At 56.6% G+C, this 23885-nt stretch carries 23 protein-coding genes and 1 tRNA gene; 6 read left to right on the top strand and 18 right to left on the bottom strand.

Going from position 1 to position 23885, the window contains the following annotated elements; all coding sequences use genetic code 11:
* Positions 1-833, top strand: an 833-nt coding sequence (locus tag PFH44_RS13225; RefSeq protein ID WP_283825225.1) for an ATP-binding cassette domain-containing protein, incomplete at its 5' end; no start/stop codon positions are given.
* The gene (locus PFH44_RS13220) at positions 833-2161 is read left to right on the top strand and encodes an HlyD family type I secretion periplasmic adaptor subunit (protein WP_283825224.1); all 1329 of its coding nucleotides are present in this window, start codon (positions 833-835) and stop codon (positions 2159-2161) included. The genes PFH44_RS13225 and PFH44_RS13220, both read left to right, overlap by 1 nt.
* A gap of 140 nt (positions 2162-2301) precedes the next feature.
* On the opposite strand, the gene PFH44_RS13215 is transcribed toward PFH44_RS13220, so the two are convergent.
* The 11 genes from PFH44_RS13215 to PFH44_RS13165 all read right to left on the bottom strand — a co-directional run bounded on the left by PFH44_RS13215 (position 2302) and on the right by PFH44_RS13165 (position 12745).
* Entirely contained in the window at positions 2302-2940 is a 639-nt protein-coding gene (locus tag PFH44_RS13215; RefSeq protein WP_283825223.1) for a cysteine hydrolase family protein, read from the bottom strand.
* Positions 2940-4280, bottom strand: coding sequence for a uracil-xanthine permease family protein (locus PFH44_RS13210; RefSeq protein WP_283825222.1), 1341 nt, complete (start codon positions 4278-4280; stop codon positions 2940-2942). Before PFH44_RS13210 ends, PFH44_RS13215 begins: the two co-directional genes overlap by 1 nt.
* Before the next feature lie 214 nt (positions 4281-4494).
* Positions 4495-5661 carry an FAD-dependent oxidoreductase gene (locus PFH44_RS13205; protein ID WP_283825221.1) on the bottom strand — a complete coding sequence of 389 codons (1167 nt, stop codon included), beginning with the start codon at positions 5659-5661 and terminating at the stop codon, positions 4495-4497.
* Between the two features lie 11 nt (positions 5662-5672).
* On the bottom strand, positions 5673-6671 hold the full coding sequence (locus tag PFH44_RS13200; protein ID WP_045856794.1) for a DODA-type extradiol aromatic ring-opening family dioxygenase: 999 nt from the start codon (positions 6669-6671) through the stop codon (positions 5673-5675).
* Between the two features lie 17 nt (positions 6672-6688).
* Positions 6689-7573, bottom strand: coding sequence for a fumarylacetoacetate hydrolase family protein (locus PFH44_RS13195; protein ID WP_045856795.1), 885 nt, complete (start codon positions 7571-7573; stop codon positions 6689-6691).
* 26 nt (positions 7574-7599) lie between these two features.
* A complete protein-coding gene (locus PFH44_RS13190; RefSeq protein WP_045856797.1) occupies positions 7600-8016 on the bottom strand; it encodes a RidA family protein in 417 nt (138 codons plus the stop codon).
* A 75-nt stretch (positions 8017-8091) separates the two neighbouring features.
* Entirely contained in the window at positions 8092-8859 is a 768-nt protein-coding gene (locus PFH44_RS13185) for an ABC transporter permease (RefSeq protein WP_283825220.1), read from the bottom strand.
* Positions 8856-9077, bottom strand: coding sequence for a hypothetical protein (locus PFH44_RS13180; RefSeq protein WP_283825219.1), 222 nt, complete (start codon positions 9075-9077; stop codon positions 8856-8858). Before PFH44_RS13180 ends, PFH44_RS13185 begins: the two co-directional genes overlap by 4 nt.
* Positions 9077-10669 carry a sugar ABC transporter ATP-binding protein gene (locus PFH44_RS13175; protein ID WP_283825218.1) on the bottom strand — a complete coding sequence of 531 codons (1593 nt, stop codon included), beginning with the start codon at positions 10667-10669 and terminating at the stop codon, positions 9077-9079. Before PFH44_RS13175 ends, PFH44_RS13180 begins: the two co-directional genes overlap by 1 nt.
* A gap of 21 nt (positions 10670-10690) precedes the next feature.
* Positions 10691-11659 (bottom strand): substrate-binding domain-containing protein, encoded by a 969-nt coding sequence (locus PFH44_RS13170; RefSeq protein WP_227503034.1) that lies wholly within the window; start codon positions 11657-11659, stop codon positions 10691-10693.
* A 270-nt stretch (positions 11660-11929) separates the two neighbouring features.
* Positions 11930-12745, bottom strand: coding sequence for an alpha/beta fold hydrolase (locus tag PFH44_RS13165; RefSeq protein WP_045856801.1), 816 nt, complete (start codon positions 12743-12745; stop codon positions 11930-11932).
* Between the two features lie 189 nt (positions 12746-12934).
* Between PFH44_RS13165 and PFH44_RS13160 the strand changes: the two genes are divergently transcribed.
* On the top strand, positions 12935-13639 hold the full coding sequence (locus tag PFH44_RS13160; RefSeq protein WP_045856804.1) for a GntR family transcriptional regulator: 705 nt from the start codon (positions 12935-12937) through the stop codon (positions 13637-13639).
* An 18-nt stretch (positions 13640-13657) separates the two neighbouring features.
* Positions 13658-14359: a siderophore-interacting protein gene (locus PFH44_RS13155; protein ID WP_283825217.1), complete on the top strand. Its 702-nt coding sequence runs from the start codon at positions 13658-13660 to the stop codon at positions 14357-14359.
* Positions 14360-14620: 261 nt separating this feature from the next.
* On the opposite strand, the gene PFH44_RS13150 is transcribed toward PFH44_RS13155, so the two are convergent.
* Positions 14621-14696 (bottom strand) — tRNA-Ile (locus PFH44_RS13150).
* Positions 14697-14820: 124 nt separating this feature from the next.
* Here PFH44_RS13150 and mug point away from each other — a divergent pair.
* Complete coding sequence (gene mug / locus PFH44_RS13145) at positions 14821-15327, top strand: G/U mismatch-specific DNA glycosylase (RefSeq protein ID WP_045856806.1); 507 nt, start codon at positions 14821-14823, stop codon at positions 15325-15327.
* A gap of 75 nt (positions 15328-15402) precedes the next feature.
* On the opposite strand, the gene rpoD is transcribed toward mug, so the two are convergent.
* The 3 genes from rpoD to rpsU form a co-directional block, all read right to left on the bottom strand.
* Positions 15403-17247, bottom strand: coding sequence for an RNA polymerase sigma factor RpoD (gene rpoD / locus PFH44_RS13140; protein WP_045856808.1), 1845 nt, complete (start codon positions 17245-17247; stop codon positions 15403-15405).
* Between the two features lie 150 nt (positions 17248-17397).
* Entirely contained in the window at positions 17398-19143 is a 1746-nt protein-coding gene (gene dnaG / locus PFH44_RS13135) for a DNA primase (RefSeq protein ID WP_128877153.1), read from the bottom strand.
* Between the two features lie 228 nt (positions 19144-19371).
* Entirely contained in the window at positions 19372-19587 is a 216-nt protein-coding gene (gene rpsU / locus PFH44_RS13130; RefSeq protein WP_001144069.1) for a 30S ribosomal protein S21, read from the bottom strand.
* A gap of 349 nt (positions 19588-19936) precedes the next feature.
* On the opposite strand from rpsU, the gene tsaD reads away from it, so the two are divergent.
* A complete protein-coding gene (gene tsaD / locus PFH44_RS13125; protein ID WP_041147301.1) occupies positions 19937-20950 on the top strand; it encodes a tRNA (adenosine(37)-N6)-threonylcarbamoyltransferase complex transferase subunit TsaD in 1014 nt (337 codons plus the stop codon).
* 57 nt (positions 20951-21007) lie between these two features.
* Here the strand turns inward: tsaD and PFH44_RS13120 are convergent, their stop codons facing one another.
* The 3 genes from PFH44_RS13120 to PFH44_RS13110 form a co-directional block, all read right to left on the bottom strand.
* Positions 21008-22615: a purine-cytosine permease family protein gene (locus PFH44_RS13120; RefSeq protein WP_283825216.1), complete on the bottom strand. Its 1608-nt coding sequence runs from the start codon at positions 22613-22615 to the stop codon at positions 21008-21010.
* A gap of 151 nt (positions 22616-22766) precedes the next feature.
* Complete coding sequence (gene ureG / locus PFH44_RS13115; RefSeq protein ID WP_041147299.1) at positions 22767-23384, bottom strand: urease accessory protein UreG; 618 nt, start codon at positions 23382-23384, stop codon at positions 22767-22769.
* 8 nt (positions 23385-23392) lie between these two features.
* Positions 23393-23885: urease accessory protein UreF (locus PFH44_RS13110; protein WP_283825215.1), on the bottom strand; the 493-nt coding region annotated here is incomplete at its 5' end.

The raw sequence follows: 23885 nt of genomic DNA, 5'->3' as shown, positions 1-23885 counted from the left end.
AGCGTTTACCGCTGCCCGCGCCGCAGGGACATTTACGCGTTGAGCAGCTGACGATTACGGCGCCGGGAGGGCGTCAGCCGATATTGATGCAGCTGCAGTTTGCGCTGGCTGCCGGCACCGTTCTGGGGGTGATTGGCGCCTCCGGTTCGGGTAAAACGCAGCTGATGAAGCAGCTGGTCGGCGTGCAGAAACCGCTATCCGGCAGCGTGCGGCTGGACGATGCCGAAATCCACCAGTGGGATAAAACGGCGCTGGGTCCGCATATTGGCTACCTGCCGCAGGATATCCAGCTGTTTGCCGGGACGCTGGCGGAAAATATTGCCCGCTTTGGCGAGGTGGATGCCGATAGCGTGGTGCTGGCCGCGCAGATGGCCGGCATCCACGCGCTGATTTTACGCCTGCCGCAGGGCTATGACACGGTGCTGGGCGAAGGCGGCAGCGGCCTGTCTGGCGGCCAGCGCCAGCGGGTGGCGCTGGCCCGCGCGCTTTACGGCCTACCGGCCCTGGTGGTGCTGGATGAGCCGAACGCCAACCTCGATAAAGAGGGTGAGGCGGCGCTGCAGCAGGCCATTTTGACTCTGAAAGAGAAAGGAAAAAGCGTGGTACTGGTGACGCATAAACCGGCGATTCTGGCGATTACCGATCGCCTGCTGGTGCTCTCCGGCGGCAGAATGCAGCACGAGGGCCCGAGCGCCGAGGTGTTGAAAAAGCTGCCGGGCATGGCCGGCGCGCCGACCTCCGGCGCGGTAACGCCGATCGGCGCGGGCCGGCACGGCGGTTTTAACGTGGGCTATACCGCGGTGTCACCGCGGGTACGCGCTGAGGGGAAATGATGAGAGCGCTGACGCAGTCCGAGCAGCTGGCCTGGTATGAGGGATCGTTCAGCGAACGCGCCTATTTACGCTGGGGATTATGGCTGGTAATCGTCGGATTTGGCGGGTTTCTCTGCTGGGCCAGCTTCGCGCCGCTCGATCGCGGCGTGCCGGTCTCCGGCAGCGTGGTGGTGACGGGAAACCGTAAAGCGGTGCAGCATCCCGGCGGCGGGGTGATTGCGCAGCTCCGCGTCCACGACGGCGAGAAGGTGCAGGCAGGCCAGGTGCTGGTGGTGATGAATACCGTGACCACGCAAACCCGACGCGACGCGCTGCAAAGCCAGCTGCGTAGCCTGCAGCTGCAGATGGCGCGCTGGGCGGCGGAGCGAACGGGAGAGAGCGAGATCGTGCTGCTGCCCGAGCTGGCGGCGGTCAGGGAGGAAGCGGAGGTGGTGGAGCAGCTGGCGCTTCAGCGTCAGCTCCTGGTTAACCGCCGCGCGGCCCTGCGCAGCGAGCTGGCGGCCATTGATGAAGGGGTGGCCGGTACCCAGGCGCTGCTCGGCGGGATGCAGTCTTTACTGAGCAGCAAGCAGCAGCAAAAGCGCCTGCTCAACGAGCAGCTCTCCGGCATCCGCGGGCTGGCGGCAAAGGGCTACGTGGCGCGCAATCAGCTACTGTCGATGGAGGGGGAGCTTGCCAGCGTGGAGGGGGAGATTTCGCAAACCTACGGCAGCATCGGACGTCTGCAGCGGCAGGCGATCGAGCTGCGGCTGCAGGCGCAGCAGCGTCGGGATGAGTACGCTAAAGAGGTCAATACCCAGCTGGCGGACGGTCAGGCGCAGATCGCCGCGCTGAAAAACCAGCTGGAGAAAGCGCAGGCCGATCTGCAGGATACGCAGATTCGGGCCCCGGTGGCGGGAACGGTGGTCGGCATGGCGGTATTTACCGAGGGCGGCGTGATTCAGGCCGGGCAGCAGCTGATGGAGATCGTCCCGGAGGATTCGCCGATGGAGGTCGAAGCCCGCGTACCGGTCGAGCTGATCGATAAGGTGCATCAGGCCCTGCCGGTGGAGCTGCTATTTTCGGCCTTCGATCAGAGCACCACGCCGCGCGTGGCGGGGGAGGTCACGATGGTCGGCGCGGACCGCTTAGTCGATGAACAAACCGGGAAACCCTATTACGCGCTCCGCGTTAAGGTCACGCGGGAGGGGATGGACAAGCTGCAGGGATTAACGATTCGACCCGGGATGCCGGTTGAAGGGTTTATCCGCACCGGCGAGCGTTCGCTGATGAACTATCTGCTGAAGCCGCTGACTGACCGCCTGCACCTGGCGCTGACCGAATCCTGACGGGCGTCCGCCGGCGTAAACGGCCCGACGTTGGGAAAGCGTAAGAGGGGGCCTGCTATGCATAAGGGGCTTTTATCGCTGGCTATAGCTGAACGCTTTACGCAACCCCCTGCCCGGCAGGGGGCTTCAGGCAAGAAGGCTTAGTCGGCGAGTTGAATCCGCGCCATGATATCGGGCGTGTCGGTAACCTCGGCAAATTCATAGGCCATAGCGCTCAGGGAGATACGCTGAACCTCTGCGGCGCTCACTTCACCAAACCCCATATCAGGATAGGGCATTGCAGCATTTGCATCGCTCAGGGCTATCATTTTGTATTCGCGATGCACGCCATCGCGAATGGTGGTTTCACAGCAGACGTTGGTCACCGTGCCGCAGACAATCAGGGTGTCGATATCCTTCATTCGTAAAATCATATCCAGGTCAGTGTTGTGAAAACCGCTGTAAAACAGCTTATCAACCACAATGTCGCCAGGCACGGGGGCGAGCGCGTCAATAATTTCAACCGCCGGATTACCGCGTCCTAAAAGTTCATTAACGTTAGGATAGAAATCAAGCATCCGCCCGGTATCTTCGCCGTCTCCCCGCACCACGTGGCGCAGATAGATCACCGGCATTTTACGCTGCCGCATCAGGCTGCTGAGGGCCTGAATGTTTTCGATAATGTTCGCGGTCTCAGGAACATATAGCCCCTCGCCTTCGACGCAAAACACCTTTTGCATATCCACCACGATCAGCGCGGTACGAGCAGGATTTATCGGCCACGTCACTTTTCCCGTCATTAAAGCGTCTCCTCTTCAAACGCGGGCTTGCGTAAGCCGCGCACAAATACATTGATAATGAGGTTGAGGAAAATCAGCAGGATGATGCCAACAATCATCGGCTGCGCCACAATGCCCTTCAGGGAGCCGGGCAGCAGATTCAACACCTCTGGCGGTAGATACATACTCCCCATGGCGAGTATGAAAGCGGGCGCTGCCACGGCGAGATTCAGTTCATCCCAGTGAATTCGCGCCATTATCTGTATCCCGCTCAGGGTTATGATGCCAAACAGAATGGAGGAGGCGGCAGAAAGTACGGGTTGAGGAAGCGACGCCAGCAGCAGGCCAACCTGCGGCAGTAATCCGATAAGCAGCGAGAGGACCCCGGCAGTCAATGTGACAAAACGGCTGGCAACGCCCGAAACCCGGATAATGCCAACATTTTCCGGGTACGACGTCGTGCCCAAACCGCCTGCCGCCGCGCCAATGGCGCAGCCGATAAACTCGGTAAACAGTCCGCGATTAATTCGCTGGGTCGTCAGCGTTTGACCGCCCCAGTCGGCCAGCAGTGAATACATGCCCATTGCTTCCGCTGAGGCCTGCAGAAACGCCAGCATCATCAGCAAAACCACCGGCAGCGACACGCCGAATCCGAAAGCGAAGAAGTGCGGTAACGCGACAAACGGCGCGTTGGCGAGATCGGGTAGATGCCACGTTGTCAGCAGCTTAAACACCACTACGCCAACGACGATCCCCCACAGCAGCGCACCGCGTTTTATCAGATCATGGCGGCCAAACACCATGCAGCCAATAATAGCGAGAATGGTCGCCAGCGCGGCGATAAAGCTGGTGCTCAGCGTTCCGCCGCTGGCGGTGCTGAACCAGCCTGCAGGACCGATGCTGGCGAGCTGTGCGCCAATAATCACCAGAAGGGAGCCAAAAACGATAGGAGGAGATATATAGCGGATCAGCAGGCCGGTTATCCCCAGCCGCTTCAGCGGCATGGAGAGTACAGCGAAGATTAAAGCCGCCACAAACATCGACCCAAAAGCGGTGCCCAGCCCAACGCTATGCGCCGATCCCAATACGGCAACCATAAAGGCGGCCGTTGGCCCTTGTACGACCGGAAGGCGTAGAAAGCGGCCCGATTGCAAAATGGTGACGATACCGGTCGTAAAAAAGCAGGCCTGTACGATGGTGCCGGTCTGCTCATTGCTGAGATTCAGCGAGGCGCCAATGATGACCGGAAAAACCCATATCCCGGTCAACGCCAGCAGGTGCTGTAGAGCAAACATCAACGTGCGGGTGGGCGACACCTTGTCTTCGATTCCTACCGACAGTACTACCGATGTGTTGAGCATGCTGATACCTGTAAAAGAATGCGATGTTTATTGGCCCATGGCTTAATCAGGCAATAACCGTGCCTCTTGCGAATAAGCTTCCTTCAAGATAATGATATGCAATGGATTATTTTAAAATCAGCCAGCCAGGACGTTCGGGAATAGCGTCGCTTCGCACCGCCAACGTGCCTACAAAGGCGATTCTGAGCAGGCAGATGCCTGCTCAGCTCAGCGGTTAAACGCCAATTTTATAGCTGTGTAGCCAGGAGAAATGCTGTTCCAGGCTATTGAGTACCGCATTACGCCTGGTGCGATCCTGTCCGGCCGGAAGGTGAAGGCAATCATTAAGCCGCCGGGAGGATTGCTGAATTTTCTCGCCGCGTCCTTTGCGCTCTTGCTCATAGCGCTCGAGCCCGCCGGCAATAGATGTCGTGGCGCTATCGTTGAGGATATGTGCCAGGGCTACCGCATCCTCAAAAGAGGAGATCGCGCCCTGTCCGTGGTGCGGCATCATTCCGTGGGCTGCATCGCCAATCAGCACCGCCCGCCCGCGATGCCAGGAGGACATCTGGCTAACCTGAAACATTCCCCAGCGCTCTGCCAGATTAACGTGCTCCAGCAACTGGCCGACGGCAGGGTGCCAGCCGGTAAAATGGCTGCGAACACGCTTCGCATCTGCCGGGACACGCCACGATTCGTCCGGCCATTTTTCCGGCCCATCCATAAACACCACGATGGTCTGATATTCGAAATTTTTGCCTACAGGAAAATTCAGCACGTGCATGCCGTTACCCATCCAGTCGGTAAAGGAGCGCGGCTCCGGCAGCAGATCGAGTTCGGCTGTTTTCGCCAGCCCGCGAAACGCGCTGTTGCCGGTAAACACCGGCGACGCGTCGGGGCTGACATACTGCCGTACGACCGACTTAATGCCGTCTGCACCCACCACTAAATCGGCGCTGTCCCTTGAGCCATCCGCCCAATGTAATATGATTTCATCGTCTGCCTCTTCCAGCCGTACCAGCTGTTTGTTCAGCCGAATGGTCTGTTTGCCAATCACATCGAGCAATGCCGACTGAAGATGGGTGCGGAATGCCCCGTAATAGGGATAGCCATACTCATTCCGGTACCAGTTCTCTCGGGCCAACGGTTGAGAACCGGCCACGCTGCCGTCCTCATTTCTGAAGAACGCCATCTCCGTTTCACAGGATCGTGCCGCCATCTGCGCGGCGATGCCCATCTCTTCAAACAAGCGCGTGCCGTTAGCCCATAAGGAGATACCCGCGCCCAGCTCGGCCAGTTCGCTGGCCTGTTCATATATCGTCACCTGGTGCTGACCGTTTCTCATGACCGAAGCAAAGGCCAGACCACCCATGCCGGCGCCTACTATTGCGATTCTTGCCATCACGCTTCCCCTTATTTCTGGCCTGGATAGGTCAGATAGCTCATGCCGGTGATCCACTCCGGTACCGATTCATAGGCAACATAGTCCGGACGGGCCCCTCTCATGGCCCCCATTAGCGCCACCCAGTTCAGGGCCTCATGGCCACCGTGGCCGCCGCGTTCTTCCACTTCGTCGTAGGTCAGCGCGCGCATGTAGCTGACGTCACCGGCTTCGAAACGCTCCAGCATCTCGCGGTCCCACTCTTCGTTGACCAGCGGGTGACTGTTACCCAGCGGCCACTCCATTTTGCTCATCATTTCAATTTCATACTGAGCGAAATCGGTATAGAGCGTCGGGTCGTTTATCAGGGCCTCTTTGCCGATGGTTTGGTAGACCTTCATACGCTGCAGCAGCTCATCGCCTTCCGGCGCGCCTTCCGTCCAGACCGGAGGCCAGTGCGACAGCCCGCCGGTGGCGAGAAAGTGCACGCGGAACTCATCCGGCAGAGCGTCGATGATTTCACGTACTTTCAGGCCGAGATCGTAGGCGCGTGAATAGGGCATTAGCGGTGGAGAGAAGACGTTGATATATACCGGAACGACCGGGATATTGAATTCCGGATTAATAAACACCAGCGGCATCATCAGGTTATTACCGTATTCAATCGGCCCCATCCGGGTGGCTTCAAATCCGCCGTGGATCAGCTTTTCCAGGAGCAGCTGCGCAATTTCAGCGTTGCTGGCAATAGGGTGCTGTTTATCAAATTTCAGCGCTTCCATCATATATTCGGCTGGGCCGATATTCGCATCACTAACGGGTACACCTAACGTCGGCATTAAATTACGAAAATTGTTCTCAAAGTGATCGTCTAAAAAGGCAACGATCAGATTGGGCTGAGTTTCATCGATACACTGTTTTAATCTGGCATGAATTTCCGCCAGCCGCTGGCGCTGTTCAGGGGAAGGCGCGTCGGCCCAGCCTAATGCGCCGGGAACGTGGGACATACTGATTGCACTGACAATCTTAGCCATGGGGACCTTCTTCTTAATCAGATAATGGTATTGGTTAACTGCCCAATTTCATTCATTGAAACCGTCACGCTATCGCCGTGGGCAAGATAACGGGGCGGCGTAAATCCCAGACCTACACCTGCGGGCGTCCCGGTAGCAATGACGTCCCCGGGCAGCAGGGTAATATTCTGGCCGATGGTTTTGATTAATCGCGGGATATCAAAAATCAGGTCGGAAACGGATGCTTGCTGGCGCAGTTCACCATTCACATGGCAGGAGATCGTCTGGCTACCGGGGGGGCCAAACTCATCGGCGGTGACCAGAACCGGCCCCATCGGGCAAAATCCATCAATTCCTTTTCCCAGCAGCCACTGGCTATGCAGTTTCTGCAAGTGGCGAGAAGTGACGTCATTCACCAGGGTATAGCCGAAGACGAAGGACATGGGGTCCTCGCCCTGCGCAATCCGCCCCTTTTTGCCCAGCACCACCGCCAGTTCGGCTTCATAGTCGATGGTGTTGTGCGGATCCAGCGTGCTGTCGATGGCGTCATCAGGGCCACAGATGGAAGTCGCTGGTTTGCTGAAGATGATCGGGTTCGCCGGTACGTTGCCCGCCGCCGCGCTGGAGTCATAACCGCTGTTACCGAACTCCTCGGCGTGCGCATAGTAGTTTTTGCCAACACAGAAAATATTGCGCCGCGTGGCTGGGATTGGCGCCAGCAGACGCACGTCGTCAATGGCCACCGCGTTTTTGCCTGAACCTTCACAGCATAATTTTAAGCTGCTCTCTATTTCCGAAAAATGCTCGATAAGCACATTCATGTCATTGGAGTTTACAATGTCGCTGACGTCGATAATATTTCCAGCGTGATTAATAACGCCAATTCTCTTACTGTCTGAATAGACATAAGTTACTAGCTTCATAATTAACCTTTCCTGCAGTCCTGTAATTAATCGCGTGCGCGGGCAACGGCTTCCACTTCAATCAGAAACTCTTCTTTCACCAGACGATCGACCACCAGCAGGGTATTGGGCGCATAGTCGGAGGTTGCGAACAGGCTGGGAAAAAGCGCCTTACGATTTTTCATGAAATTTTCGATGTGCTGCGACGCCACCAGATAGGTATTGAACTTTACCACATCATTAAAATCGCAATTGACGGCGCGGAGCACATCTCCGAGATTTTTAAATACCTGTGAAAACTGCGCATCGAAATCGCCTTTGCCGACCACGCTGCCGTCATAACCGACCGCAAGCTGTCCGGAAATATAATAGAGATCGCCTGTGCGGACTTTGGTCAGGTTAGAGTAGAGCCCCTGCGCCGGGCTGGCATTTTCAGGGTTGATATAGGTAACGTTTTTAGACATAGCAACACTCCTTATAGCAGGATAAATAATGGTAAGAATGTTCAACCTGTTTCGAATAAATACTGGCGACGAATATCAGTACGATTCGCGACGGCGAAACCGGTCAAGGACTACCGCCAGAATAATGACCACGCCGACGGCAAGCGTCTGGTAATATGCCGATACGCCGACCATATTCATTACGTTGGAAAGCAGCGTCAGGACTACCACGCCGGTAATCACCTGGCGCAAATTTCCGGCTCCGCCGGTGAGCGCTACGCCGCCAAGTACCACGGCTGCCAGCGATTGCAGCGTCAGATTCGCTGCCGCAATCGGCTGTGCGGAACTGGTCCAGGCGGTGAGGATAATGGCGCCGATACCGGCGCAGAACCCGCTGACCATATAAACCAGCACCGTATTAAGGCGGACATTAATGCCGGATTTGGACGCGGCGGAGACGTTAGATCCCATGGCGTAAACGTAGCGGCCAAACAGGGTGTATTTCAGCAGCACGCCAATGGCTGCGGTCAGCGCAACGGCAATCCATACCATCACCGGTATCCCCAGCAGCGTGCCGTAACCGACTGCGTCAATATACGCGGCGGGAACGTCATATATTGGCACCCCGCCGGAAAGAATCAGCGCAAATGCCTGAGCGACGGAGAGCATACCCAGCGTGATCACCAGAGGCGAAGTATTGAAAAAGGAGATCAGCATGCCTGACGCCGCGCCGGTGAGGGAGCCCACCAGCACCATCACCAGCAGCCCGGCGGGAATGCCGGCGTGATTCATCACCATGACCCCGGCCACTCCTGCCAGCGACATGGCGGAAGAGAGTGAAAGATCGAGCCCTCCTCGTATCACCGCCACCGCCTGTCCCAGAGAGAGAGTATTAACAGCGGCGCGAGCTGGCAGGCCAGGTTAATACCGTTACTCACCGATAAAAACCGCGGTTGAATAATCCCCGTCACAATCGCAACAACGACCACCAGCAGCGGCAGCATCCAGTCGGACATCGAGAATTTACGTTTTACCGCCGATTTTTGAGGGACTATCAGGCTGACATCTCTGCTTGTATTCATCACATCCACTCCTGCTTCAGGCTAACGCTTGATTCATTGGGGCCATCATCGGATGCTTCTTGCCCCACCACATCGGCAATAATTGATGCCTTGTCGTGCTCATCCGGCGTGCGATAAGTGTTCACCACGCAGCCGTGAAACAGAGTCCAGACCGTATCGCACAGGGACATGGTTTCGGCTAAATCACTGGAAAGCAGGATCACCGAGACACCGCTGTTCGCCAGCGCCCGAATGCGCTGATGGATTTCGTATTTGGCATCGATATCCACTCCTGCAGTAGGCTCCTCCAGCACCAGAACTTTCTTTGCGCTTGCCATCGCCCTCGCCAGCAATACCTTCTGCTGATTGCCGCCGCTCAGGCTGGTCAGTAAATCGTGCTTGTCGGCGAACTTAACCCCGCAGGCTTTGAGAATCTTATCGGCGCTGGCATCAGCCTGACGGGGGCGGATGAATCCCGCCAGGCTGAAGGCCTTCAACTGCGTCATCATCAGATTTTCAGCAATCGACAGCGTGGGATAAACGCCATTACTGGCCCGACCCGCAGGTAGCCACGCCACGCCGCTTTTCAGCGCATCCACCACGCTTTTGGGACGCCATTCATAGCCATCCAGCCGGAAACGAGACGAGGCGTCATGCGGTGTCGGGATAAAGCCCACCAGGTTTTGCACCAGCACGTCGCCACCGCAGCCGACGACGCCGTAGATACCCAGTATTTCGCCTTTCCCCAAGCTGAAGACCCGGCTCCCGCCGCCGCTGACCGGCAGATTTTCAAAATCGAGCAGGGGAGGGAAGTTCTGCTCCCTCTTGTTCTCCACGCGGTGGCTACCCGGCGCTTTGCCCGTCAGCCGCGAGACGATGAAATCTGCCGTTACCTCCGGGGTTACCTGAAAGGCATCCACCATCTGGCCGTTGCGCATAATGGTGACGCGATCGCTGACGGCGAGTACATCATCGATATGATGCGTTACCAGTACCGATGCGATGCCGGTTTCACGCAGCCGCCGCAGGACGCTGAAGAACATCTCTTTTTCAACCGCGCCGAGCATGGCGGTTGGCTCATCAAAAATAATGACCCGAGGTTGCGACATCAGCGATTTGCCGATTTCAATCAGCTGCTGAATCGCGACCGGAAAATGGCCAACCGCGCTTTCCATATCGATATCGTCCAGACCAAGCTGGGTTAGGACTTCCATTACCCTGGCCTTCTCCTGAGCGCGACGAGTGAGCGAGAGGAGCGTTTTTCCTTGCTCCGCCCCCAGCCACAGGTTGGCGCGTACGGATAAACTCGGTGCCAGAGACAGCTCCTGATAAACCATGACAATACCTGCGTGCCGTGCTTCCCGGGAGCTGTTGAAGGCTACCCGCTGTTCGTCATACCAGATACTTCCCTCATCAGCGGGATAGAGCCCACTGATGATTTTTCCAATGGTTGATTTTCCGGCGCCGTTTTCACCCAACAGGCAGTGGATTTCTCCGGCGGCAAACTGAACCGAGACGTTGTTCAGCGCCTGGGTTGCGCCAAATCGCCTGGACAATCCGCTGATACGCAGCAGGGGATAATTCGGACTCGTGGTGGTCTCAACATTGTGCATCCGTACTTCCCTCTGCTCGCGTTACTGCATCGCCGGGACTTTCCAGTCCGCCGGTGCAATTTCATAGGTTTCAAAGGGGTGTGTCGCGACGTTGCTCTTATCCAGCACTTTATTCGGCACGTTATAGTGGGCGTAGCTCAGACCGTCGGCGCCAGCTGGGGCCAGATTTGGCAGGGGTTTATTTTCCATTTCGCGAATGGCGTACTGCACGATCAGGCGACCCATGATGATCCCCGGTTCGGAAACCACCGCCAGCATTTTGCCATCCTCAATCATTGGCACCGCCCGTTTCACCATTGCGGAGCTGACCACGGCAGCATCGCGATGCTGCTGGCGTATCGCCTGAACGGCCCCCATGCCAAGGGTAATCTGCGGGGTATAAATGAAGTTAATATCCGGGTTACGCAGCATCAGATCGGACGCTTTGGCCAGCCCTTCCTGCAAATCAATGCCGCCGCCGAACGCCGAATCAATCACTGAAACCGGGCTGGCGCATTTCTGGGCTTCGGCTTTAAAGCCTTCGTAGCGTAGACGCACCCACTCGGCGCCGGCCGGGCCCGGGATCATCGCCACTTTTTTGGGTTTTGCAGCGGCTTTGCACACCGCATCGGCCATCAGTTTTCCAATATAGGTGTCGTCCTGAAGTACACCAAAATCGATGTTCTTACTGTCAACCGGGATACCGACCGAAGCGACCTTAATGCCCGCGTCTTTAAGGGATTTGATTATGGGATCGAAACCGTTATAGGCGGCCGGGGCCAATACGGCGACGTCGGCGCCAATGCTTTTAAAGGCTTCAAGCTGAGCAAACTGTTCACGGACGTTGCCGTAAGCGCCGGCTACGGAAACCTGCACGACATTCACCCCAGTCCGCCTGGCTTCATCGGTAATGCCGTAAATGATACCTTTATAAAAGTCATCATTAAGGTGTACTACCGTCACCGCCAGTTTAAATGGCTTGGCTGAGGTTATTGCTGGGATAAGTCCCACCAGGCGATCCTCTTCCGCTCTGGCTGGCGAGGTCATTAATACTGAAAATATTATCGATGTAATAAAACAGGTTAAACGTAAAGATGCAGGTGTGTTTTTATATTGAGACAGCCCGTTCATTATTGTTTCCTCGCTTCACAAAACACAGGGACAGATGTGTCCCCCCAGATTTAATGGCGTTTTCGAAATAAAAGGCGGCATGTTTCCAGATGTAGTATTAACCCGTAATAATATAATCCGTGTTCGCGACCTCGGGTAAAAGAAAAAGGATTAACTAAAAAGCTGATTTACCGCTGACAAAAAGGAGCGGCTTCGTTCAAACGCTACCGAATGCGAGCATCCATGAAGAATATAAAGATCGGCCTGTTTTATCTTTTTTGCCAGCACTTCAGAAGTTTCCGGCGGGAATGGAATATCTTCGCGGCCATGCAGCATGATTACCGGACAATGAATTGCCGACAAGGTTTGTTCGCTCAGCGTCGTTTGTTCTACGTATTGCCGTGGGTCGCCGGAAAACATGCTATTAAAGTAATCGGCATAGCCTTGGGCAAAAACAACCGGCTCGCGTGCAGCAATATAGTCATCGTCAATAATGGATGTATCATGAATTAATGTGCTAAGTGCCGACACTAATTCGACTCGGTTTTCCGGGCAGCGCCATATACGTCTGGTTGCATCGGATACGGAAAAAGGGGCACCGATGGCGCCGGTGGTTAATACTGCGGAAATTCGCCGGTCGGCTGAGGCCAGTTGCAGGGCGATTGCCGCCGACAGAGAATGGCCGATGACGCCGATTTGCGGCGCGTCGATCAAGTCGAGCATCGCTTTAGCCTGGCGAACCCACATTCCGAAATCGAAATAGGGCGGCGCAGGTTTGCGGCCGCTGATGCCAAAGCCAATCAGATCCATCGCATAGATGCGGTAACGCTGGCTCAGGCCATCCAGCACCCGACTCCAGTTTCCGAGACTGGATGCGCCCGGGCCTGAACCGTGAATCATCATGAGCGGTTCTCCCTCTCCGCCAGCGTAATAACCTACCTCCATACCTTCAAACTCAAAAAATGACCTCTTCAGTGTATGAGACATATCAACTCCTGGGTCGGATAGGGTGTAGGGCTGATAATAACCGGCAAAAAACTTTTTTAAAGTAAAAAATGGATTTTTTTGTTAATTATAAGTTTTTAGTATTAATATCTTCTTAACATCTTTTGTGCTACTATTAACATAATGATGGACTTTTAAAATTAACTTATTGAAAATTAAACAGAGGTTGCAATGAAAACGCTCAAGGAAGGAAGGTCGCTGAACCAGACGATCTATGCTCGTATCAGGGAACTGATTCTGACCGGGCAATTGATGCCGGGGAACAAGCTGAAGATTTCTGAGCTGGCCCATCGCTTTGATGTCAGCCTCAACGTTATCAGGGAAGCACTGAATCGTCTGGCGGGTGAATTGCTCGTAGAGGTGGCCCCTCAGCAGGGTTTTAGCGTTCGTGGGCTGGATGCTGATGACCTTCGGGATCTCACCGAGCAGCGAATTCTTTTTGAAGGTATCGCTCTGCGAAAATCAATTGCAACGCGAGATGTGGAGTGGCAGGCGCGGCTGGTGGCTGCGAACCATCGTCTGGTGCATACGCCGCAAACGCTGGCTGAAGAGCCTGGAAGACTCAATCCAGGATGGCACTCTCGGCATGAGGATTTCAACTTTATCATGATGGAAAATTGTGGGAGCGACTGGCTGTTTCTGATGATAAAACAGCTGGCTGAGGCTTTTTCTATCTATCAGCGCGTTTTATTACCCGTCACGGCAGAAGAAGGGGAGCGTAACGCCGACCACAATGAGCTTTTGGAGGCGATCCTTGCCAATGATGCCGATCGGGCGATTGCCATACTGACGGAGCATCTTAATCAAACCCGGGACGTCATGCTGAGTGCGCTAAACGCGGTTTCTCCCGGGAAGAAGGCATCTTTTATCCCTTAAGTGAGAGGAGCGGTACGCGTGGATAAGCATGAAAGTCGCCTGTTACGCCCGGCCAGCATTCGCCAGATTGCCGACATTAACCCACGAATGACGCGTGTGGTGCTGTCTGGTGAGGCGGTGGCCCATTTTGCTGATGCTTTGCCCGGCGCCTGGGTGAAGGTCTTTTTTTCCCCGCCCGGAGAGGCGGAGGGCCCTGGCCGAGCCTACACGATCGGTAGCCTGAATCGGGAGGAGAGGACGCTCAGCCTTGATATTGTCCGACATGGCAGCGGCCCCGCCATGAGCTGGATAACAAACGCATGTCCCGGAGAGATTGTTCGCCTTGCCGGCCCCAGGGAAGGGCTGGACGTACAGGGGATCAACTCCCTGCTGCTGTTTGGCGACGAAACGGCTATTCCTGCGATATTTGCTATTATTCCGACGCTGGCAGCACATGTCACCGCACACGTTATTCTGGCTCTCGATGACAAACAAGATTATCCGCCGCCGCCGGTCTGCTGCAGGCTTAGCGTAACCCGCTTGTCCCCCCGGTCTGATGATTTTTGTGCGCACGTGATTAATACAATCCAGCGCCTTGCCCCTGAAAAGGTATGGGGGGCCGGAGAGCACGGCGATGTCATTCAGATTCGTCAGGCGTTATTCAAATCAGGACGCAGCCGGAAAAACGTGGACATCACCGCCTACTGGAAGCTGGGGGAAGCCGACCACCGGGATTGCTGATCTCCTCCTTGTTGATGCGGTTCTTCCTGGGAGTGCTTGTTTCACATAGATGCATCAGCGCGATTTCGTACCCTGCGCTGACCCTGCAGCTTTTCTGATTGCCACATCAGAAAAGATAGTCGCCCATCCGTAACCGACAGCGCCCGTTGTCGCTATGATAAACACTCGCCAGATGCGGTTTTTTTATGCCTGAGATAAACTCACATAACAAAAAAGCCACTCTTTCGAGTGGCTTAATCATATGATCTTAAAACTGAAATTTGGTGGCCCCTGCTGGACTTGAACCAGCGACCAAGCGATTATGAGTCGCCTGCTCTAACCACTGAGCTAAGGGGCCGTGGCGAGGGATTATAAAGTAACTGGCAGACGCAATCCAGCCTAAAACGCGCGGCTGCTGTTTTTATAAACAACGCATTTTCAATCCTTTATAATTACCTTTTAGCTATTGAGCAGGGGATAAGATGATTAACGATATTCTGGCACCGAACCTGCGGGTGGTCTTCTGTGGGATCAATCCGGGAAAATCCTCCGCCCATACCGGCTTTCACTTCGCGCACGCGGGAAACCGCTTCTGGAAGGTGATTCACCAGGCCGGCTTTACCGATCGGCTGCTGAAGCCGGAAGAGGAGCTCCAGCTGCTCGACACCCGCTGCGGGATCACCATGCTGGTGGAGCGTCCGACGGTGCAGGCCAGCGAGGTAGCGCTGCAGGAGCTGCGCAGCGGCGGGCGAGAGCTGGTGCGGAAAATAGAGGAGTATCAGCCGCGGGCGCTGGCGGTTCTCGGCAAGCAGGCCTTTGAGAAGGCGTTTCAGGCGCGCAGCGTGCAGTGGGGCAGGCAGCAGGCGACTATCGGGGCGACCGAGCTGTGGGTGCTGCCGAATCCCAGCGGACTAAACCGGGCGACGCTCGATAAGCTGGTGGAGGCGTATCGCGAGCTTGACGATGCGCTGGCGACGCGCGGGCTATAGCCTTTGCGCCTGGGGGTAAACGCCGGGCAAAAAAAAGCTCCCCGTGGGGAGCTTTTTGCATTTATTGCCTGACGATTAATCGTCGAGGAAGCTACGCAGAACCTCAGAGCGGCTCGGGTGGCGCAGCTTGCGCAGCGCTTTCGCTTCGATCTGACGAATACGCTCGCGGGTGACGTCGAACTGTTTACCCACTTCTTCCAGCGTGTGGTCGGTATTCATGTCGATACCGAAACGCATACGCAGGACCTTCGCTTCACGGGCGGTCAGGCCGGCCAGAACGTCATGGGTGGCAGCGCGCAGGCTTTCCGTGGTGGCGGAATCCAGCGGCAGCTCGAGGGTGGTATCCTCGATGAAATCACCCAGATGTGAATCTTCATCGTCACCGATCGGCGTTTCCATGGAGATCGGCTCTTTGGCGATTTTCAGCACCTTACGAATTTTATCTTCCGGCATCAGCATGCGCTCGGCCAGCTCTTCCGGCGTCGGCTCGCGGCCCATTTCCTGCAGCATCTGGCGGGAGATACGGTTGAGCTTGTTGATCGTCTCAATCATATGCACCGGAATACGGATGGTGCGCGCCTGATCCGCGATGGAGCGGGTGATCGCCTGACGGATCCACCAGGTTGCATAGGTGGAGAACTTGTAGCCGCGACGGTATTCGAACTTATCTACCGCCTTCATCAGGCCGATGTTACCTTCCTGAATCAGGTCGAGGAACTGCAGGCCGCGGTTGGTGTATTTCTTGGCGATAGAAATAACCAGACGCAAGTTTGCTTCAACCATCTCTTTCTTCGCACGGCGGGCTTTCGCTTCACCGATGGACATACGACGGTTGATATCCTTCACCTGCTCGATGGTCAGGCCGGTTTCTTCTTCAATCTGCTGCAGCTTCATCAGGCCGCGCTGAACGTCTTCTTTGACGTCGTGCAGCTTTTCAGACCACGGTTTGTTCATGGCCACGGCGGCGTTGAACCAGGTTTCGCTGGTTTCGTTGCCGGTGAACAGAGTGATGAAGTTTTTCTTCGGCATTTTGCACTGTTCGACGCACAGCTTCATGATGATGCGTTCCTGAGTACGCACTCTGTCCATCATGCTACGCATGCTGCCGACCAGGTAATCGAACTGTTTCGGTACCAGGCGGAACTGTTTAAAGACTTCAGACAGCTTGAGAATTTCTTCCTGTGCTGCAGCGTGGCTACGGCCTTTTGCTTTGATGGTGTCGCGGGTCAGCTCGTACTGCGTACGCAGCTCGGCAAATTTCTCGCGCGCCAGCTCAGGGTCGATGCTGTTGTCGTCATCGCTGCTGTCGTCGTCTTCTTCTTCTTCATCTTCTTCGTCGTCATCCATCTCTTCCTGAGACAGTTCGGAGCCGACGTGCGTGGCGGTTGGCGCCATGTCTTCTTCGGCGTTCGGATCGACGAATCCGGTGATCAGATCTGACAGACGCGCTTCTTCAGCTTCAACGCGATCGTACTGTTCCAGCAGGTAGGTAATGGCTTCCGGATATTCGGCAACGGAGCACTGGACCTGGTTGATCCCGTCTTCGATGCGCTTAGCGATGTCAATTTCGCCTTCGCGGGTCAGCAGTTCCACGGTACCCATTTCGCGCATATACATGCGCACCGGGTCAGTCGTACGTCCGATCTCTGATTCAACACTGGACAGAACCTGTGCAGCTGCTTCTTCTGCATCTTCGTCGGTGTTGTTGCTGTTTTCAGCCAGCAGCAGATCGTCGGCATCCGGTGCTTCTTCCATCACCTGAATGCCCATATCATTGATCATTTGGATGATGTCTTCGATCTGATCGGAGTCGACGATATCTTCCGGCAGATGGTCATTGACCTCGGCATAGGTCAGATAGCCTTGCTCCTTACCACGTTGGACAAGAAGCTTCAGCTGTGACTGCGGGTTTTGCTCCATAAGACGGTATCCACACTTAATTCGTTTGATTGGTGTTGGCAGACAAACTGCCAGCATTTAAAGCGAGGGCGTACTTATATTATTGCCGCTGCGCCTCAGCGCGGCTGTCGGGGGCTTCCCGAACGATATTCGGCACTTAAGCCGTGCAATTCATTTTTTTGCCAGCTCCTGGCTGATAGTCCAGAGCTCCCGGCGTTCCTCACTGCTTAAGCCGTGCGTGCGATCGCGAGCTATCAACTCTTCCTGTCGCAGTTCAAGCAGTGAATCAAACATATGGTTGAGCGAGTCGGTGAAGGTTTTTTCCGCGATATCTTTATCTGCTATATCGTCCCACATCGACAGTTTTTCAAGGGTGGCGGCCTCATTTGTGCCGCGATACTGCTCTAAAAGTTGCCCGGTGGTCAGACCTGGCTGAGACAGACAGGTGTTAACCAGTTCGCTGAATAAGCCCAGTCCCGGCATTCTACGCTGATCCAGGCCCGCTAAAGGCGGTACCAGCGGTGCCAGATCCGGATTTTGCACCAGCAGTCCTATCAGTATACGCATGGTCGTGCGTTTTAGCTGTGGAGCAGGGCGCGGTGCGCCATTTTCTGTCAGCTTTGGCATTAAACGTTCAAGCTGGGCGTCATCTAAAATCCCCAGCTTGTTGCCCAACTCCTGGCGCAGATAGATGCGCAGCGTCTCGCCCGGAACCTGCGTGATCAGCGGCAGCGCCAGCGTGCTGAGCTGCGCGCGCCCGTCCGGGGTGCTCAAATCAACCTGCGGCAGCAGGCTGTTAAACAAAAACGTGGAGAGCGGCTGAGCCTGCTCCATCCGCGCTTCAAACGCGGCCTTACCCTCTTTACGCACCAGCGTATCCGGGTCTTCACCGTCGGGTAGAAACATAAAGCGCAGCTGGCGGCCGTCGGTCATATAGGGCAGCGCCGTCTCCAGCGCTCGCCATGCTGCCTCGCGACCCGCCCGGTCGCCGTCGTAACAGCAGATGACCTGATTGGTCGCCCGGAACAGCAGCTGAATATGGTCGGCTGTCGTCGAGGTGCCAAGGGAGGCGACGGCATAGTTAATGTCGTACTGCGCCAGCGCTACGACGTCCATATAGCCTTCGACAACTAACAGGCGCGGCGGTTCGGCGTTGTTCTGCTGCGCTTCATACAGGCCGTACAGCTGACGACCTTTATGGAAAATATCGGTTTCCGGGGAGTTAAGGTACTTCGGCAGGGCATCACCCAGCACGCGACCACCAAAACCAATTACCCGGCCTCGCTTATCGCGGATCGGGAACATGACCCGTTCGCGGAAGCGGTCGTAACTGCGTCCCTTATCGTTAGTCACCAGCATGCCGGCGTCGATAAGCGACTGGCGGTTTTCTTGATTGCCGCCAAAACGTTTTAAAACGTTATCCCAACCGGGTGGCGCGTAGCCAATCGCAAAGCGCGCAATGACCTCGCTGCTTAAACCACGCTTATCCAGATACTGGCGCGCGGGGTCGGCGGCGGGTTGCTGCAAAGACTGCTGATAAAACGCATTCAGACCATCCATCAGCTGATAGAGACTTTGCCGTTGATGGCGCTCAATCTGACTGGGTCCGCTGCCCGCTTCGTACGGCACTTCAAGGTTGTGCATGGCGGCCAGCTCTTCGACCGTCTCCACGAACTCGAGCTTGTCGTAGTTCATCAGGAAGTCGACGGCGTTGCCGTGCGCACCGCAGCCGAAGCAGTGGTAAAACTGTTTTTCACCGTTGACGGTAAAAGAGGGGGTTTTTTCGTTATGAAATGGACAGCACGCGTGGTAGTTCTTGCCCTGCTTTTTGAGCTTTACCCGCGCGTCGATAAGATCGACGATGTCGGTTCGCGCCAGCAGGTCATTGATAAATACGCGTGGGATTCGTCCAGCCATAGGCCCCGTAATTATACACCTTATCCAACAAGCTGCTTCAGCGCCGATGCGCCCCTGCCGCCGACGTCAGTCAGCTCCCGGGATTCGCTCTTATGCTGCTTTGGTGCATCCTGAAGGGGTGAGTGTATATGCTAATGCATAAACGAAAATAAGCCGCGCATTCCTTCCGGAAGCACGGCCTTACAACTTACAACTCAGCCTGAATTGAGGGCTGTAGCCCTCAACAGATTAGTACAGACGAGTGCGGCGTGCGTTTTCGCGAGCCAGTTTCTTCGCGTGACGTTTCACTGCAGAAGCTTTAGCGCGCTTACGTTCGGTAGTCGGTTTTTCATAGAACTCACGACGACGAACTTCCGCCAGAACACCTGCTTTTTCACAGGAACGCTTGAAGCGACGCAGAGCTACGTCGAACGGCTCGTTTTCACGTACTTTAATTACCGGCATGTGCCTCTCACCTTTGATTAATTCGGTTTGCTGCTGGCATCAGCGCCAGCTTATTTCAAAATGGTGCGGAATTTTACTGCAACTACTGCTGCTTTGTAAAGCACCTGCGCCCTTTTTGAAAGGACTTTTATAAGGGTGAGGAGTATACACGAGGGTTCTTGCCGGGGCGAACAAAGTTTTATGTTCGCCGCGCCTGCGAGCGTCCCGCGCCAGGCTTTTACCGCCGGCCCCGGTCGCGTATCCCTTGTGGGCCCCGGCCCTCGTCGCGCTGCTGCCCGCAATTCTTAGGGTATACATCAACCCGCATTGGTCCTAAACTGCGCGGTATTAGAGCGAGGTAAAACAAGACATGCGTGTACTGGGTATTGAAACATCCTGCGATGAAACCGGCATCGCCATTTACGACGATAAGCAAGGCCTGCTGGCCAACCAATTGTATAGTCAGGTGAAACTTCACGCTGACTACGGCGGCGTGGTGCCTGAGCTGGCTTCGCGCGATCACGTGCGTAAAACGGTGCCGCTGATCCAGGCGGCGCTGAAAGAGGCCGGGCTGACGGCAAAAGATATCGATGCGGTTGCCTACACCGCCGGACCGGGGCTGGTCGGCGCGCTGCTGGTTGGCGCCACGGTGGGCCGTTCGCTGGCTTTCGCCTGGAACGTTCCGGCGATCCCGGTACACCATATGGAAGGGCATCTGCTGGCGCCGATGCTGGAAGATAATCCGCCGGACTATCCTTTTGTGGCGCTGCTGGTTTCCGGCGGCCATACCCAGCTGATTAGCGTGACCGGCATTGGCCAGTATGAGCTGCTGGGTGAATCGATAGACGATGCGGCAGGGGAAGCGTTCGATAAGACCGCCAAGCTGCTGGGGCTCGATTATCCCGGCGGCCCGATGCTCTCTAAAATGGCCGCCCAGGGCAGCGAAGGCCGTTTTGTCTTCCCGCGGCCGATGACCGATCGCCCGGGGCTGGATTTTAGCTTCTCTGGCCTGAAGACCTTTGCCGCCAACACCATCCGCAATAATGAGAATGACGACCAGACCCGGGCGGACATTGCGCGGGCGTTTGAAGATGCGGTGGTGGATACGCTGATGATTAAGTGCCGACGGGCGCTGGATCAGACCGGCTTTAAGCGCCTGGTGATGGCGGGCGGCGTGAGCGCCAACCGCACGCTGCGTGCGAAGCTGGCTGAGATGATGCAAAAGCGCGGCGGGGAAGTCTTCTACGCCCGCCCCGAGTTCTGTACCGACAACGGCGCGATGATCGCCTATGCCGGAATGGTGCGCCTGCGGACCGGCGCGAAGCCCGATCTCGGCGTCACCGTGCGTCCGCGCTGGCCGCTCGCCGAGCTGCCGGCGGCCTGATCCTGCTCACAGGCCGACCTCGCGTCGGCCTGACTTTTTGCACTCTACTTTTCTTCGCTATTCCATACTCTTACACAGCGAGCAAATGGCCCCCTGATGTTTTGCCGAGTGCATTACGTCCGGACGCTCGTACTCTTCCCGGCAGGTAATGCAGCGGTACACGGTGGTGGAGGCGTTCCCCTGCGCGTCGTAGCGCGGTTCGGCAATGCCGTCATCGTGCTGTTTGATGTAGTAGCGCCCGCGGGTCAGGATGCCCATCAGCGGCGTCATCACCAGCGCTATAACCAGCGCAATCAGCGGCGAGAACGGGGCGAGGGTGGCGCCGAGCAGGCCGAAGAACGCGCAGATAGAGAGTCCGGCGGCGAGAGCAAAGGAAACTACCCCCACCGGGTTAACGTTATGGATCATCCCCCGGCGATACTCCGGCTGGGCCGGCGCCAGCTTCAGCAGGCCCTTATTGACGGTAATATCGGTCGCCACCACCACGACCCAGGCAATGGCAAAGTTGGAGTAAAAGCCGAGGATCCACGACAGGGCGCTGAACATATCGCCCTCCATCAGCGCCAGCGCAATGGCGAGGTTGACGACAACAAAGACGATCCGCCCCGGATAGCTGCGGGTGGTGCGCGTCCAGGCGCTGGTCCAGGCCAGCGAGCCGGAGTAGGCGTTGGTGACGTTAATTTTAATCTGCGAGATAACCACCAGCACCACGGCCAGGGTCAGCGCCAGCCAGCCGGGCACCATGTTATCAAAGACGCTGACGAACTGCTGAACCGGCTCGGTGTTATGTACCGCCGGGAAGCGGGTCAGCAGGTAGAAGCCGAGGAAGGCGCCAATAATCTGCTTGATCGCCCCCAGCACCACCCAGCCCGGACCGGCGGAAAAGACCGCCAGCCACCAGCTCCGGCTGTTCTCCGCCGTCTTCGGCGGCATAAAGCGCAGATAGTCAATCTGCTCGCCGATCTGCATGATCAGCGACAGGCAGACCCCGGCGCCCAGCATGATGGCGGTTAAATCCACGCGCGAGGCGTCGTTCTTGCCGGTAAAGTTCATAAAGCCGTCCACCAGCTCCGGGTCTTTAGCGATAAGCCAGGCCACCGGCACGACCATCAGCACCAGCCACAGCGGCGTGGTCCAGACCTGCAGACGGGTCAGGGCCTTCATGCCGTAAACAACCAGCGGCAGCACCATCAGGGTGGCGATGAGGTAGCCCATCCACAGCGGGATCCCGAGGCCAACCAGCAGCCCCTGCGCCATAATCGAGCCCTCAAGGGCGAAGAAGATAAAGGTAAATCCGGCAAAAATGATGCTGGTAATGACCGAACCAAAATAGCCGAACCCGGCGCTGCGGGTGATTAAATCGAGATCGATGTTATAGCGGGCGGCGGTGATCGCCAGCGGAATACCGGTGAGGAAAATCACCAGCGCGGCCAGCAGAATCGAGTAAATGGCGTTGGTTGTGCCCCACGCCATGCCGATGCTGGCGCCGATTGAAAAGTCGGCCAGGTAGGCAATGCCGCCCAGCGCGGTGACGGCGACGACGCCTGGCCCCCAGCGGCGAAAGCTCAGCGGAGCGTAGCGCAGGGTGTAATCTTCTAATGTTTCACGGGAGCCGGCTGTGCCGGTTTGCGCAGGTAGCTCAGTTTTTATATCCAGTGACGACATAGTCATTCCTTAATGGTCAGGTATGACTGTAATTAGCAAACCTTATGCCACTTCGTAGAGCAGGCGCCGCAGGGGCCGTGGGGAAGGGGAGGATAAAAAGAGGGCGTCGAATGCACCATCCGGGCGCGGGCGCGTCCGGATGGTGCACGGCCTAGCGGCGCAGCATGCCTTTGTCTTCGAGGAAGTCAATGATGCTCTGCAGGCCGTCGCCGCTTTTCAGGTTAGTAAAGGCCCACGGACGCTCGCCGCGCATCCGCATGGTGTCGCGCTCCATCACTTCCAGCGAGGCGCCCACATACGGTGCAAGGTCGGTTTTGTTGATCACCAGGAAGTCCGATTTGGTGATCCCCGGGCCGCCTTTACGCGGGATTTTCTCCCCTTCCGCCACGTCGATAACGTAGATGGTCAGATCCGCCAGCTCGGGGCTAAAGGTTGCGCTAAGGTTATCGCCGCCGCTTTCGACGAAGATAAGCTCGAGGTTACCGAACTTTTCGCTCAGCGCTTCCACCGCCGCCAGGTTCATCGACGCGTCTTCTCGGATGGCGGTATGCGGGCAGCCGCCGGTTTCGACGCCGACGATCCGTTCCGGCTCCAGCGCGCCGGCTTCGGTGAGGATGCGCTGATCTTCTTTGGTATAGATATCGTTGGTGACGACGGCCAGCTGATAGGTATTGCGCATGGCTTTACACAGCGCTTCCAGCAGCGCGGTTTTCCCGGAACCGACCGGGCCGCCGACGCCCACGCGCAGCGGATGTTTGTAGTTGTTCATGCTTTCTCCTAAGAACGGAATAATCGGGAATACTGCGTTTCATGTCGGGCGGAGGCGATGGCGGTCAGCGGCGTGGAGGAGCCGATCGCCTCGTCCGGGGCGGCGAGCGCGCTGGCCATATCCGCCGCATAGCGATCGCACAGGCGGATGATCAGCTGCTGCGCCGCCTGTTGCCCAAAGGGCACCAGCTTAACGCCGGCCATCACCGCGCCCTCAATCCAGCTGTAGCCGAGGCTCAGCGCCAGGTCGGGGAGGCTAATTTGCCAGCGCACGCCAAGCCAGGCCATGCCGGCCAGCTGGCTTTGCTGGCACAGCGTCCGCCACTCTTTGGGACACTCCGGCTGCCAGTCGGCAAGCAGTCGGGTGAACGCCGCCCCGCGATTACGCTCCTCTTCGCGCAGCTCGCGGGTTTCTCTGCAGGCGAGCAGGTACGCCGCCCAGCGCTGAGCCTCGGCCAGGTTGTTATCTTCGCAGGCGCGATAGAGGCGGGCGAACAGCGGC

This window comes from Klebsiella sp. Ech2A, from assembly GCF_030078455.1.
In the GTDB taxonomy this organism is placed as follows: domain Bacteria; phylum Pseudomonadota; class Gammaproteobacteria; order Enterobacterales; family Enterobacteriaceae; genus Klebsiella; species Klebsiella terrigena.
This window is presented reverse-complemented; position numbering and strand designations above follow the sequence as displayed.